Annotated in this window: 13 protein-coding genes and 2 tRNA genes; 5 read left to right on the forward strand and 10 right to left on the reverse strand. The window is 45.1% G+C overall.

What is annotated here, in order from left to right:
* Positions 1-22 precede the first annotated feature (22 nt).
* Together P0M11_RS12270 and P0M11_RS12275 are read left to right on the forward strand one after the other, a co-directional pair.
* Positions 23-523 (forward strand): peptidylprolyl isomerase, encoded by a 501-nt coding sequence (locus P0M11_RS12270; RefSeq protein WP_275625941.1) that lies wholly within the window; start codon positions 23-25, stop codon positions 521-523.
* A 190-nt stretch (positions 524-713) separates the two neighbouring features.
* Positions 714-795: transfer RNA gene (locus tag P0M11_RS12275), tRNA-Leu, on the forward strand.
* A 316-nt stretch (positions 796-1,111) separates the two neighbouring features.
* Here the strand turns inward: P0M11_RS12275 and P0M11_RS12280 are convergent.
* The 4 genes from P0M11_RS12280 to P0M11_RS12295 all read right to left on the reverse strand — a co-directional run bounded on the left by P0M11_RS12280 (position 1,112) and on the right by P0M11_RS12295 (position 2,595).
* A tRNA-Ala gene (locus P0M11_RS12280) sits at positions 1,112-1,185 on the reverse strand.
* A 38-nt stretch (positions 1,186-1,223) separates the two neighbouring features.
* The gene (gene ytxJ / locus P0M11_RS12285; RefSeq protein WP_275625942.1) at positions 1,224-1,604 is read right to left on the reverse strand and encodes a bacillithiol system redox-active protein YtxJ; all 381 of its coding nucleotides are present in this window, start codon (positions 1,602-1,604) and stop codon (positions 1,224-1,226) included.
* On the reverse strand, positions 1,601-2,059 hold the full coding sequence (locus tag P0M11_RS12290; protein ID WP_275625943.1) for a DUF1569 domain-containing protein: 459 nt from the start codon (positions 2,057-2,059) through the stop codon (positions 1,601-1,603). Before P0M11_RS12290 ends, ytxJ begins: the two co-directional genes overlap by 4 nt.
* Entirely contained in the window at positions 2,059-2,595 is a 537-nt protein-coding gene (locus tag P0M11_RS12295; protein ID WP_275625944.1) for a YfiT family bacillithiol transferase, read from the reverse strand. Before P0M11_RS12295 ends, P0M11_RS12290 begins: the two co-directional genes overlap by 1 nt.
* 122 nt (positions 2,596-2,717) lie before the next feature.
* Here P0M11_RS12295 and pncA point away from each other — a divergent pair, with 122 nt between their 5' ends.
* Complete coding sequence (gene pncA / locus P0M11_RS12300; protein WP_275625945.1) at positions 2,718-3,323, forward strand: bifunctional nicotinamidase/pyrazinamidase; 606 nt, start codon at positions 2,718-2,720, stop codon at positions 3,321-3,323.
* Here pncA and P0M11_RS12305 read toward each other — a convergent pair.
* Positions 3,307-3,870 carry a dihydrofolate reductase family protein gene (locus tag P0M11_RS12305; RefSeq protein ID WP_275625946.1) on the reverse strand — a complete coding sequence of 188 codons (564 nt, stop codon included), beginning with the start codon at positions 3,868-3,870 and terminating at the stop codon, positions 3,307-3,309. The genes pncA and P0M11_RS12305 overlap by 17 nt on opposite strands.
* 207 nt (positions 3,871-4,077) lie before the next feature.
* On the opposite strand from P0M11_RS12305, the gene P0M11_RS12310 reads away from it, so the two are divergent.
* Together P0M11_RS12310 and P0M11_RS12315 are read left to right on the forward strand one after the other, a co-directional pair.
* Positions 4,078-6,234: an outer membrane beta-barrel family protein gene (locus P0M11_RS12310; protein ID WP_275625947.1), complete on the forward strand. Its 2,157-nt coding sequence runs from the start codon at positions 4,078-4,080 to the stop codon at positions 6,232-6,234.
* A gap of 96 nt (positions 6,235-6,330) precedes the next feature.
* Complete coding sequence (locus tag P0M11_RS12315) at positions 6,331-7,107, forward strand: TSUP family transporter (protein WP_275625948.1); 777 nt, start codon at positions 6,331-6,333, stop codon at positions 7,105-7,107.
* A gap of 176 nt (positions 7,108-7,283) precedes the next feature.
* Here P0M11_RS12315 and P0M11_RS12320 read toward each other — a convergent pair whose 3' ends face one another.
* The 5 genes from P0M11_RS12320 to cphA form a co-directional block, all read right to left on the reverse strand.
* Positions 7,284-7,772 carry a DUF4920 domain-containing protein gene (locus P0M11_RS12320; RefSeq protein ID WP_158064427.1) on the reverse strand — a complete coding sequence of 163 codons (489 nt, stop codon included), beginning with the start codon at positions 7,770-7,772 and terminating at the stop codon, positions 7,284-7,286.
* A 15-nt stretch (positions 7,773-7,787) separates the two neighbouring features.
* A complete protein-coding gene (locus P0M11_RS12325) occupies positions 7,788-8,918 on the reverse strand; it encodes a cytochrome c peroxidase (protein ID WP_275625949.1) in 1,131 nt (376 codons plus the stop codon).
* Between the two features lie 191 nt (positions 8,919-9,109).
* Positions 9,110-9,433: a hypothetical protein gene (locus P0M11_RS12330; RefSeq protein ID WP_275625950.1), complete on the reverse strand. Its 324-nt coding sequence runs from the start codon at positions 9,431-9,433 to the stop codon at positions 9,110-9,112.
* A gap of 32 nt (positions 9,434-9,465) precedes the next feature.
* Entirely contained in the window at positions 9,466-9,783 is a 318-nt protein-coding gene (locus P0M11_RS12335; protein WP_275625951.1) for a Type 1 glutamine amidotransferase-like domain-containing protein, read from the reverse strand.
* 190 nt (positions 9,784-9,973) lie between these two features.
* Complete coding sequence (gene cphA / locus P0M11_RS12340; protein WP_275625952.1) at positions 9,974-12,232, reverse strand: cyanophycin synthetase; 2,259 nt, start codon at positions 12,230-12,232, stop codon at positions 9,974-9,976.
* Positions 12,233-12,379 lie beyond the last annotated feature (147 nt).

The raw sequence follows: 12,379 nt of genomic DNA on the forward strand, positions 1-12,379 counted from the left end.
TCCCTTTGCAAACTTTACCCTCATGACAATAGAAAAAAACCACGTAGTTGCACTTCAGTACACTTTGAATGCGATTGAAGAAAATGGAGCGCAAACCTTCATTGAAAAAACGGATGCTGAGAACCCTTTCACCTTTCTTTACGGTGTGGGAATGATGCTGCCTAAATTTGAACAGGAAATTGAAGGACTGACAGCCGGCGATAAGAAGTCGTTCACACTTAGCCCTCAGGAAGGTTATGGCGAAAGAGTGGAAAACGCAACAACGCAGCTTCCTGCAGACATGTTCGCACAGTCCGGAATGCCACCGGTAGGCGCAATTCTGCCGTTACAGGACCAGGATGGCAATCATCTTAGCGCTGTTGTAATGGAAGTAGCTGATGATGCAGTTACCGTAGACCTTAATCATCCTATGGCAGGAAAGACCCTGAATTTTGACGTTGAAGTTGTACTTACCCGTCCGGCAACCGAGGAAGAACTTTCTCATGGTCATGCACATGGTGCAGACGGACATTCCGGACACTAAAAATATTTTATTATCAGTTAAGGCTCCGACGAATATCGGAGCTTTTCTGTTTCAATGAACAGGTTTTTGGTCCACTTTAATAGAGGTTAATAATCCGTGTGAGAAAACTTTAGTGCCGTGTTATATTTTTTGAACAATTAAATAGGATATCGACAAAATTTGTGTACTTTTGTGCCTCACAAAATCCGATGCCCGGATGGTGAAATTGGTAGACACGCTCGTTTCAGGTGCGGGTGCCCACAAGCTTGCAGGTTCGAGTCCTGTTCCGGGCACATTGAAGCTCTCATTTTTAATGAGGGCTTTTTTTAGCTATGTTATTCCCGCTGTCATTTCTTATAAACCTTTCCATCCACTTAACTACCTACGTCCCAACTAATTTAACTGTCTGACGTCTGAAATCTGAGATTAACATCTGAGATCTTGACTCCCGGCTCCACTAACCTCAACGAGTACAAAGGTTGCAGCAGGATCAGAAAGTTTGTATTTGCAGAAGTGGTGAACATTCTAAACTTCTACCCCCCCAAACTACCTAATCGCTTAATAAACAAAAAAAACACTTACAGTTGCCCGTAAGTGCTTTATTTCGAGTGGAGGATATCGGGATCGAACCGACCACCTTTAGACTGCCAGTCTAACGCTCTAGCCAGATGAGCTAATCCCCCGTTTTGGTTGTGCAATATTAGTTATTTTTTTTAAATATTTAAACTAAATTAACAGAAATACTGTTATGAGATGCATTTTTTATGGCCTTGCCTTTTTCCAGCACAATCATTTGCGGACTTTGGTGCTCAATATCAAAGAGTTCCGCAATCCTGTTCGAGAGGCTGCGGAAAGCCAGGAGGTCCAGAAAATAATACTCCGCGTCCTTATCAGAAGATTCCACTTCCCTTTCAAAATTCTTCAGTACAGTCTGACTGATAAAGCATCTGGTGGAGTGCTTAAACAAAACCACCTTTTTTTCATGTGATTTCTGCACGGCGTCTTCCAGCATCTGCTCCGAGGTCAGTATTTTCCAGAAACCCCGCTCTGCTTCGCTGTTCCGTCCCTCATTACTTCCAAAAAGTCTGTTCAGTAAATTCATAACCCAAATTGTTTTAAATGGTGATCCAGATGTTTGTACTCCAGGAAACCCCAATCCTTAGGCTGCATTTTGCCGAACAGCGGATGCGTGTCCGGGAGTTTTCCTGCATCTGCAAGCGCACAGTACCCGTCCAGCGTATGCAAAAGGTCTACCATTTCGGTTTTATAGTCAGTGCATTCTTCAGCCCGGAGTTCTGCAAAGGTGGGCATATTTCGCGGAATTCCGTTTTTAAAAATCTTCATCTCCATTTTGGTTACGATTCCGACATAAAGAATAATACGCGGTGGCTCCGGCACTGAAATCTTCCCCAGTGGAATCTCCAGCACCAGCCGGCAGTGCTTCAGCATCTGTGTAGCGTTCATCCGTCCCCAGCGGGCTTCAGCATCTTCTGCAAGTGCGGATAACCGCTGTTTAACTTCATCCTGATCACAAAGCCGGTGCAGACTGTTCAGCATTACCAGTTCATCCTTTTTTTCAGGTTCTCTATGTGGGCAAGATGATGGCTGCAGTGCCAGGCAAAGAATGCCAGACTTTCGCGCAGGGTAATGCTTCGCTGCTGTTCCGGATGGACAAAGGTGCGCTGAAATTCACGGTTGGTTAATGCCTTCAACTCGTAGACCCACCGCTGGTGCAGGCCCTTAAGGATGCGGAGCGCAGGCTTAATGTCTATCGTAAAACTGTCCTGCAGCTCGGCCCATTTGGCTTCATTATAAGGTTTGATTACAGGATTATCCTCGGTAAGGGCAAGTTTGAACCGGATATAACTGTTCATATGACTGTCTGACAAATGATTGATGAGCTGGCGAACGGTCCAGCCCCCGGGACGGTAGGGTGTATCCAGCATATCGTCTGTCCAGGAGTCCACTACATTCTTCAGGCGTCCGGGAAAATCCTTGAGAACGCGTATATAATCGTCTATATCAGCATCGCTGATCTCAACTGCCGGTTCATATTTTCCCAAGGGAAATCGGTAATCTTCCATATCATTCATAAACAGGACGTTTTGGCATCAGCAGCTCTTTGGCTGGGCTTTTGCGTTTAACGCGTAAATTTAGTCAGAGAAGCGGCAGATGCTGCTTACAAGATAAACGAAATAATTTATACTTTAACCGAATGAAAAAAGCCCTGATAATTGTAGATGTACAGAATGATTTTTGTGAAGGCGGTGCGCTGGCCGTTCCGGGTGCCGCTCAGATCATCCCCTATATTAACTTACTGCTGAAAGACAATCAATATGAACAGGTGGTCCTGACCCAGGACTGGCATCCTGCCAACCATAAAAGTTTTGCCTCCACCAATAACCGTAAGGTAGGCGAAAAAATCAGTCTTAACGGAATCCCGCAGTTTATGTGGCCTGATCACTGTGTGCAGGACACACATGGTGCAGATTTCCACCCGGACCTGGACCGGACCAAAGTAACCCATATTATCCAGAAAGGCAAGAATCCTGAATTCGACAGTTACAGTGCGTTTCAGGACAATAACCACTTTATGAAAACCGGGTTGGAAGATTTCCTGAAATACCACGATATTCAGCTTGTTGAAATTGCAGGTCTGGCTTTAGATTACTGCGTAAAGGCCACATGTCTGGACGCCGTGCAGGCCGGATTTATAACCTGCCTTCATTTCCACGGCACGAAAGCGGTAAATGTTAAACCCGAGAACGGCCGCGACGCAATTTATGAGATGCTGGAAAGCGGTGTCACCGTGCTTGGTTAACGGGTTCATAATACAGGATAACAGCACCGTTTTTAAATGTTTTTGTACGCAGTAAATTCATCCGGATTCTTTGGCGAATACCGTCGAAAAGCCTTGTGCCGCCGGCCGTCAAAACCGGGTGAATGCAAAACTGGCATTCATCAATGAGATTGAGATTTAAAAGCTGGATAATAAGATCCGGACTGCCAACCAGAATACTTTTGCCGGCAGACTGCTTCAAAAATTTAACTTCATCTTCCAGTTTCTGCGATGAGATCCGGGCAGAAGTCCACCTGTCAGCAAATTCTTTAACAGTTCGCGAAAACACCACTTTTGGAATCTGGTCAATCGCCTGAGCAAAACTGTTCATGCTAGGGTCCGAAACGGGATTTTGCAGCACTTCACGCCAATATTCCATCAGCCTGTAAGTAGTATGGCCATAGAGTATAACGTCTGATTCACGCAGGAGTTGGGTATAATGCTCATGAAGTTCACTGTCCGCAAGGCCGGCGGAATGATCACCGACACCATCGAGGGTAAAGTTAATAACCGCAACTGTTTTTCTCATGCAGGATTAGTTCAGTAATTGTTGTCAGACCGCCAAATTTGGGGAATATGAAATTAAAATATTCTACTGAAACTGCATACATTTTCTGAGTTAAAAATAAATATTTACAGGTTACAACCTATTGAGGAACGGTAATCTGAAGAATAAAATACTGTTTGGCTGTAACACAATTCCTTCTTTTGTGTCTAATTGCGGTAACTGTAACCAATGAAAAAAAATCTGATTGCCCCTATCCTGCTTTGCGGGATCTTTACCCATGCGCAGAATGCCACGGCTGATACTTTAAAAACGAAGAGTATAGATGAAATTGTAGTAACTGCACGGAAGCCAACGATTGAAAGCAAAGCGGACCGCACCGTGTTTAATGTGGCCAACAGTGCTATCCTGACCGGCAACAGTACCTGGGATGTACTGCGCATGACACCACTGGTGAACATAGACAATAATGACAATGTTCAGGCTGAAGGAAACGCAGTAACCGTTTACATTAACGACCGGAAATCGGTATTCACGGGCAAAGAGCTGAAGGAATACCTGAAGACTATTGCCGCCGACAATCTTATGAAGATTGAAGTCATTACCACACCCTCCGCCAAATATGAAACAGGCGGTGCGGTAATCAATATTGTGCTGAAGAGGAATGAAAATGAAGGGATGAAGGGCAGCGTTTCGCTCGGAAACTCGCAGAGTTTCAAGAATTCTCAAGCGACCAGTGGCAACCTTAACTATCACCGTAAAGGTTTCACCCAGTCACTTAACGGAAGTTTCAACAATACCAACAGTGTAAACGAATCATTTAATGAAAACCTCATTTACGCGGACAATTCACTCAGGCGGGTCGGCAGCGAAAGCAACAGCACCGGTAAAGCACCATCTTTAACGTCTGCAACTGAGTTTGAACTGGATGAAAAGAACAATCTGGGACTTGTGGTGCAGTATTACGGATCTACAAACAGCTATGACGCTGTGGCGGACGGTCAGTATTTCCTGAACAGTGTACTTCAGAATTCGTATACCAATCATATAAATGCACACGGCAGCAACCTTTTTGCGGGCAGCAATCTCTTTTACAAGTTTTACGACAAGGTAAAAAACCGGATTCTGGATGTGAACACAGGCTTCAACTATTCTGCAAATGATAATACTAGAATACAGACAACACTCTGGGATCCGGCAGCATTTGAAGGTATAAAGACAACTTCCGAAAACCAAAACCGCGAATACTATATTAAAGTGGACTATTCGCAGCCTGTAGACAAGGATGGCAATCTGCTGGAATTTGGCGGAAAAATGAATTTCCGGAACAATATAATGCCTTTTGATTATTTTAATCAGCTGGGCAATTCCTGGCTTTTGGATCCCGACAGAACCAACACCTTTGGCTATGTTGAAAATCTGAACTCCCTTTACGCCAACTTCAGTAAGACCTTCTTTAAAAAACTTGAAACACGGATCGGATTACGGTATGAGCATATTAACTTCACGGTAAAACAGGATGTGGGCGGCATAGAAAGAACTGATTCCTACGGAGCCCTGTTGCCGGATCTACTTCTAAAATACTCCTTTAACGAAAACTACAATCTTACCGCAACTTACAAGCACAGTTTGTGGCGGCCCTGGTTTACGGAATTCAATCCTTTCCTGATGCCTATGGACAACGGGATTTACCAGCGCGGAAATATGGAACTGGAGCCAAACCCCAACGACCGTTTCGGGCTGAAACTTGGACTTTACAAGAAATATTTCCTCTCGGTCAATTACAATACCACCAATCAGGATTACTGGACGTCCTACGTTGTGGAAGACGGAAAGACCATCATGATGCCGGCCACCTTTTACGGCCGTGTAAACAACTATTCGCTGTACGCCAATACAAATCAAAACTTCCTGAAAAACAGGCTGAATATTAATCTGAACCTTGGACTTACCTATGTGGACAATAGTGATTTCAGACAGCGCAATAACTTTGTGGGTCTGCAGGATTACATTACCAACTTCAGCGGCTCTACAAATTTTTCGTATACCAATCTTTTCAGCAAAAACATCAACATCAACGGATGGATGGGCCTGCACTCCCAGAACTGGGGCAACTCCATGGGCAATAAAATGAACTTCTTCCACAGCTTTGGAGCCACCAAACTTTTCCCTGCCACACAGATGGAAGCCGGTATCCGTTTTAACAACATCTTCCGCCGACCCGGAAATGACATCGTTACCTACTCTCCCATCGGAACTTTCCGAAGTGTAAATAAATGGGACTGGTACGGAGCGCACCTTACTTTTGTTAAAAGGTTCGGCAACCAAAAGGTTAAGGAAAGCAGCAAAACCAATGTGGAAAAGGAGAACGGTGGCGGTAAAGGCTGATCAGAATCGGGCAACAGTTGATTTGCAGCATGACGCTCCCGAATAAGGATGGTGACAGCTTATTAAGCCTTAACTTTGCAGGCTAAATTTGCTGTTGTGCCCGAAACTGAAATCCTGATTTACCTTTGCCTCGCTGCCTTTGGTGCGGGCTTTATTGACGCCGTGGTTGGTGGCGGCGGACTGATACAGACGCCACTGGCTTTAGCCTTTCTTCCAAATATCCCAGTAGCAACGGTTATAGGTTCGCTGAAGGTGCCGGCCTTCAGTGGGACAGCTCTGGCAACATCGCAATACCTCCGGAAAGTGAAAATAGACTGGAAACTGCTTATTTTCATGGCTCTGCTGGCTTTTATTTCAGCCTTCCTGGGTTCCCGGCTGCTTACCGTAGTCAGCAATGAATTTATGAAACCGGTATTACTCTTTGTGCTGATAGTCCTGGCCATTTACACCATCTTTAAAAAGGATTTCGGGAATGCTAAAGAGAAGAGGATGCCGTACCACACCGCCATTATCAATGGCTGCATCGCGAGTATTGCTGTCGGATTCTATGACGGTTTCATAGGACCGGCTACGGGGACTTTCTTCATTCTGGCATTCGTAACCCTACTGGGTATGGATTTCCTGAAGGCCAATGCCAATGCGAAGCTTATTAACCTGGCCACCAATGCCGGTTCCATCTGCCTGTTTCTTATAAAAGGTCAGATTATCTGGGCAATTGCGCTGCCGATGGCCATTTGTAATGCTGCAGGAGGACTTGTAGGCGCACAGTTGGCCATAAGGAAAGGCAATAAATTCATCCGGTACCTGTTTATCTTTATCCTGATCCTGTCCATTGGACGGTTTGGATATGAGGTGCTGGTTGTGGATTTTTAAAGGTTCTAATGGTTCACATTGTTCAGAGGTTTGATAGTTTGAAATTGCTCGAAGGTTGCATCTCATCTGAACGCCGGAACTGTTTGAGTTAAAAGGGTTTTCATCCCGTTGACTTTGGCGCAAAAATAAAAACGTCTCCCAAAGGAGACGCTTAATTTCATCAGATCAGATGTCGGTTAGTCCACCACCTTTATTCCCTGCGCCAGGATTCGTATTTCGGTTTGAGGTTCAGTGATTTTGGCAATATCTTCCTTGCTTGCACCAGAATCTTCAGCATAATGCTGCAGTTCTTTTACAGGTGTAGTCTTCTTTTCGGCGTTTGCGTGCAAAAGTACCGTTTTCCCTACCATAGACTGGGGCAAAAAGAAGGCATAGTCTTTCATTTTTACCATAAATCGAGTGTCATTATCTACGAGCGTTAACCAACAGCCCTTCTTTTCACAAACTTCACTCACCTTTGCCTGGATGATGATATTGTCCAGTTTATCCGCTTTCTGCAAAGCTTTTTTTATCCTACCGGTGCTGTACACATCAAAGGTTTGCTCTTCGCTGACACCCGATCCGTACTGCTGGCCTTTTACGGCTTCCGGAATATTCAATTTCTGCTGCGCACTGGCGGTAACTCCCATTACAGCGACCATGGCGGCCAATAATAACTTTTTCATGAATTTAAATTTAAATTATTTGGTGGGGAGGACCGGAGCCCTCATTTTATACTTATAACTGTGCAGCGAAGTTAAGAAGTTTTCAATATCTACAAAATCTTCTTCAGAAAGATTTAGAGTGGTGAGCATTCCGGATTTTTTCGGAAAAAGAGGATCCTCTTTATTCCCTTTCTCATCGGGCATACCGGCATTGTACATATTAAGCACCCCACGGATATTGGGGAAGAGTCCGTTATGCATATAGGGTGCAGTATTGCTCACTTCCCGTAAGGTTGGTGTCTTAAATTTGCCTACATCTTCCTTTTTCTTCGTTATTTCATAAAGTCCCAGGTCCTGATATTCCCGTCCGAAATAGGTAAGACCTAAATTATGGAATTTCTGATCGGAAAAATAAGGAGTATTATGACAGTTGATGCAGTTGGCCTTGGTGCGGAAAAGGTGCAAACCGCGAACTTCTGAATCGCTCAGTGCATTTTTCTGTCCGCTGACAAACTTATCGAAACGGCTTGGCGGACTCACCAGCGAGCGCTCGAAAGTGGCAATAGCTTTTACAATACGGTCTTCATTAACCTTAGAATCACCAAAAGCTGCTTTAAAAAGATCTTTATAACCCTCAATTTTTGCAATCCTGCGCACCGCCAGCCGGCTGTGAATATTCATTTCCAGCGGATTCTCTATAGGAAATTTGGCCTGTGCTTCCAGGTCTTTTGCCCGTCCGTCCCAGAACAGCTGTGTAGCATACACAATATTAAGCACTGTGGGAGCATTACGGGTTCCGGTTTGTTTGTCGTGTCCGAATGACACACGGCGGCCATCGGCCCACATCATTTCAGGATCGTGACAGTTCGTGCACGAGATTTGTCCGGAGCCTGAAAGGCGCGGATCAAAAAACAGCATCTTGCCCAGTTCTTCCTTTTCTTTGGAATATGGATTATCTTTCGGGAAGGCCGGCTTGGGAAGCGGTCCAATATCCTGAAACCCTTCAATGGCCTCATCAAAAAGATGAGCCTGCGGCCACCGGCCCGGGTCACCACTGCCGTAAAGTTCGCGAAGATCAATAGCGGAGTAGGTACGGTCTATCTTTTCCGTTCCGGAAAAAGAGTAAAGAATTCCAAGTGTGGCAAAAATGACTAATACATACTTCATACTTGTCCTTAATAAATATAACGCTAACTTCAGATAAACAACTGAAATTTGTGTTTTATTAAACGGACTGCAAAGTTAGAAAAAATCCTGAGGGTAAAATCGGGTTAAAACAACTGAAAAAAACATTGATGAATCCAGGTCTATTCTCATTCTAAGTTCTGTTTTAAAAGTTAACAGCCTGCTTCACGCATCTATACCTCTGCCTTTGGTGGGTTGTTAATTTCCAGCTGCATTTTCTTTAAATTAAAAATATCATGCTGGCTCATCAGATGGAGGGTCATATTCTCTATAGACGAAGGTGCACCAGTTACAATTTCAAGTATATTGCTTTGAGAGATAGTACGGCCATCCAGGATAATGGCCATTCCGGGGCCCATGGCTTCCATCCTGTCGCGGTGAATCAGGAGTGCTGTATTTTCTTCCAGTCCCACACCCAGCACAGCCGGATTACTGACGACCACCTCAAAAAGCCTTGCAATACGCACGCGTTCAATAAAATGTGTGTCAAAAACCATATTATTGACAAGGCGAAGACCAGTCGTTGCGATCACCTCCCCTTTATACGTGGCTTCCGTACTTCCCCCTCGATAATCATAATTTCTGATGATGCGGCAGCGCCGGCGGAGGTTCCGGCATAAATAAAATCCGAATCTTCTAATTTTTCTTTAAGCAAAAAGTAAAAGGCAGTGCCTCCTATTGTAGATGTAAGCGCCAGCTGGTCACCGCCTGTCGCAAATAAGGCATCACAATCCTTAAGCCGTTTAAGTATGGCAGCGTCAGCAGCCTGCGACCTGTTTTCCACATTCAGAAAACCACAGTTATCAGCACCTAATTTATAAAAGGCTTTTATATAATCGCGGCCCATTTCTTCCGGTACAGATGAGGCCGATGTTAAAATCTCGATTCGACCGTTTTTTCACCCGTGTTTCGCTGACGAATCGTTCCATAATGGAAATATCTTAAAAACGGTCTTTTTTTCCGCTTTGGTCTTCAGCACCTCCAATAACCAATACTTTAGCTTTCATTATTTTTGAAGATTATTTAAAAACATAAAATCAGTTTTGATGAGCCTTGATGATTTCTGTAACTCCAGGATAATCATCGCACAAAGCCACAATAAAATCATCTTTTTGTGCCCTGGCCATGGCCTGCCGGATAGCTTCCTTCTCATCGCGGATTAGTTCATAGGAGACTTCAGCACCGGATTCAGTAATTCCCTGAATCATGAGCCTGTTCATTTCGTCTAAGGTCCGCCCGCGCAGATTATCGTCCTGACGGATAATGATATGGTCAAAACAGTGGGCAGCAATACCTGCCAGTTCAATGATGTCACAGTCGCGCCGGTCCCCCACTCCTGCGATAATTCCCACCTTCTGTCGGGCAGAAACCTGACTAAGATAATGTTGTAGCTCCGTCATTCCGTGAGGATTATGTGCATAATCAACAAGTACTTTAAATCTATTCAGTTCAAAGAGGTTCATACGCCCCGGAGTAAGTTCAGGACCCGGCCGGAAGGATTTGAGTGAAGCACGGAGATGTTCCGATGAAATGCCGTAGGCAAAAGCTGCAGCCACGGCAGCCAGTACATTCGCGGTCATACAGCGTACCTTTCCCTGCATTGTAAGAGGAATATGATCTAAATTCAGTAGAGTTTCTGCCTGACAATTGTGATAGATTATAACGTTGTGATCTACTACTGTAATGGCCAAACCACCTTCTGAGATATGATTTTGCAGGATTTCGCCGGAATTGTCCATCGCAAAATAGGCAATATTACAGTCCAGCGTTGCCGCAATGCGAATACAATGCTCATCATCAGCATTCAAAACTGCCCAACCCGACTTTTTGACGCTTCGTAATAAGGATGCCTTTACCTCAGCAAGTTCTTCCAATGTGTTGATGTTTTTCAGCCCAAGGTGGTCGGCCGCGATATTGGTCAGTACGGCAACATCACAGGACTCAAAGGCGAGTCCTGAGCGCAGGATGCCACCGCGTGCAGTCTCCAGTACTGCAAAATCCACCAAAGGATCAGCGAGTACGGTGGAGGCACTGGACGGACCGGAACAGTCGCCGCTTATAATTTTAAAACCGGAAATGTAAACGCCGTCAGTTGTAGTAAAGCCAGGATTATATCCAGCGTTCTGCGCGATATGTGCCAGCAGCCTTGCAGTAGTTGTTTTACCGTTGGTTCCGGTAACCGCAAGAATGGGAATCCGACTTTCTGAACCGGGCGGGAAAAGCATATCAACCGCCGCGGCAGCTACATTGCGGGGCTCGCCAATTGATGGCGCGAGATGCATACGGAAACCCGGCGCCGCATTAACCTCAATTACCGCACCGCCGTTTTTTGAAAGTGGAACAGCAAGGCTGGGCGCAATCACGTCAATTCCGCAGATATCAAGGTTCATAAGTGCTGCTACACGCTCGGCCAGGAACCGGTTTTCAGCATGTACCTCATCGGTTACGTCGGCCGCTATGCCGCCAGTACTCAGATTGGCTGTTGATTTCAGGAAAACAGTCTGCCCCCCCGGAACTACTGCATCAAAACCATAACCCTGTTGCTTCAAAAGATTTTCAGTATCACAATTGACGCTGACTTTGGTCAACACCGCCTCGTGACCCTCGCCTCGTTCAGGATTGCCGTTCAATTTAGTTAAAAGTTGATGTACAGTCGACTTTCCATCGCCCACAATATGAGCCGGAATCCGGTGTGCTGCTGCAACCAGTTTTCCGTTCACCAGAAGAAGCCGGTGGTCATGTCCTCTGATGTATCGTTCCACAATAACCCTGGAGCATATTTTCAGCGCATTTCTAAATGCCTGTAGCGCATTTACTTCGTTCGTAATATTTACAGATACCCCTCTGCCATGATTGGCAATCAGCGGTTTAATAACCAGAGGAAACTGGAGCTCCGAAAGAGCATTAAGAAGTTCTCCCTCTTCACTGCAAACATATCCTTCCGGTACCGGTATTCCGGCCTGCTTAAGCACGTTTTTTGTTTCCTGCTTATTATCGGCGAGTTCCACACCAATACAGGAAGTCTTTCCGGTGATTGTGGCCCGGATGATTTGCTGATTCTTGCCATAACCCAACATTATCTTTGAACAGCCATCCATCCGTCTCCACGGAATTCCACGTTTTTCAGCCTCCATGATTATAGAGAGGGTACTGGGTCCGAGACCGTCAGTGTTTCGCAGGCGTGCCAATGTGCTTCCCGGCTGATAATGATTAAGTTCCGAATTTGCAGTAGACCGATAGACACCGGATGAAAGATCTTCAGTATTCTCAGGTAAAGAATTTCTAGTAATATTCATTAGACCAGGATATGTAGGTTAAACGGACCCCCAGAAAAAATTGCCGGGTATACAAAAAACTGCGAATATGCCGTAGGATCATAATTTACTAAGGATCGCAGCATTAACGCAGTCCCTTAACTTGGAAAAGTTCGTAAGTATGGCTGA

Origin of the sequence: Kaistella sp. PBT33-4 (genome assembly GCF_029194425.1) — a bacterium.
Taxonomy (GTDB): domain Bacteria; phylum Bacteroidota; class Bacteroidia; order Flavobacteriales; family Weeksellaceae; genus Marnyiella.

Coding starts and splice junctions, on each gene's coding strand:
- P0M11_RS12295 (WP_275625944.1), bottom strand. CDS start 2,595: ATGAATGATATGGAAGATTACCGATTTCCCTTGGGAAAATATGAACCG.
- pncA (WP_275625945.1), top strand. CDS start 2,718: ATGAAAAAAGCCCTGATAATTGTAGATGTACAGAATGATTTTTGTGAA.
- P0M11_RS12290 (WP_275625943.1), bottom strand. CDS start 2,059: ATGCTGAACAGTCTGCACCGGCTTTGTGATCAGGATGAAGTTAAACAG.
- P0M11_RS12325 (WP_275625949.1), bottom strand. CDS start 8,918: ATGAAGTATGTATTAGTCATTTTTGCCACACTTGGAATTCTTTACTCT.
- P0M11_RS12310 (WP_275625947.1), top strand. CDS start 4,078: ATGAAAAAAAATCTGATTGCCCCTATCCTGCTTTGCGGGATCTTTACC.
- P0M11_RS12330 (WP_275625950.1), bottom strand. CDS start 9,433: ATGGTTTTTGACACACATTTTATTGAACGCGTGCGTATTGCAAGGCTT.
- P0M11_RS12335 (WP_275625951.1), bottom strand. CDS start 9,783: ATGGGCCGCGATTATATAAAAGCCTTTTATAAATTAGGTGCTGATAAC.
- ytxJ (WP_275625942.1), bottom strand. CDS start 1,604: ATGAATTTACTGAACAGACTTTTTGGAAGTAATGAGGGACGGAACAGC.
- cphA (WP_275625952.1), bottom strand. CDS start 12,232: ATGAATATTACTAGAAATTCTTTACCTGAGAATACTGAAGATCTTTCA.
- P0M11_RS12320 (WP_158064427.1), bottom strand. CDS start 7,772: ATGAAAAAGTTATTATTGGCCGCCATGGTCGCTGTAATGGGAGTTACC.
- P0M11_RS12270 (WP_275625941.1), top strand. CDS start 23: ATGACAATAGAAAAAAACCACGTAGTTGCACTTCAGTACACTTTGAAT.
- P0M11_RS12305 (WP_275625946.1), bottom strand. CDS start 3,870: ATGAGAAAAACAGTTGCGGTTATTAACTTTACCCTCGATGGTGTCGGT.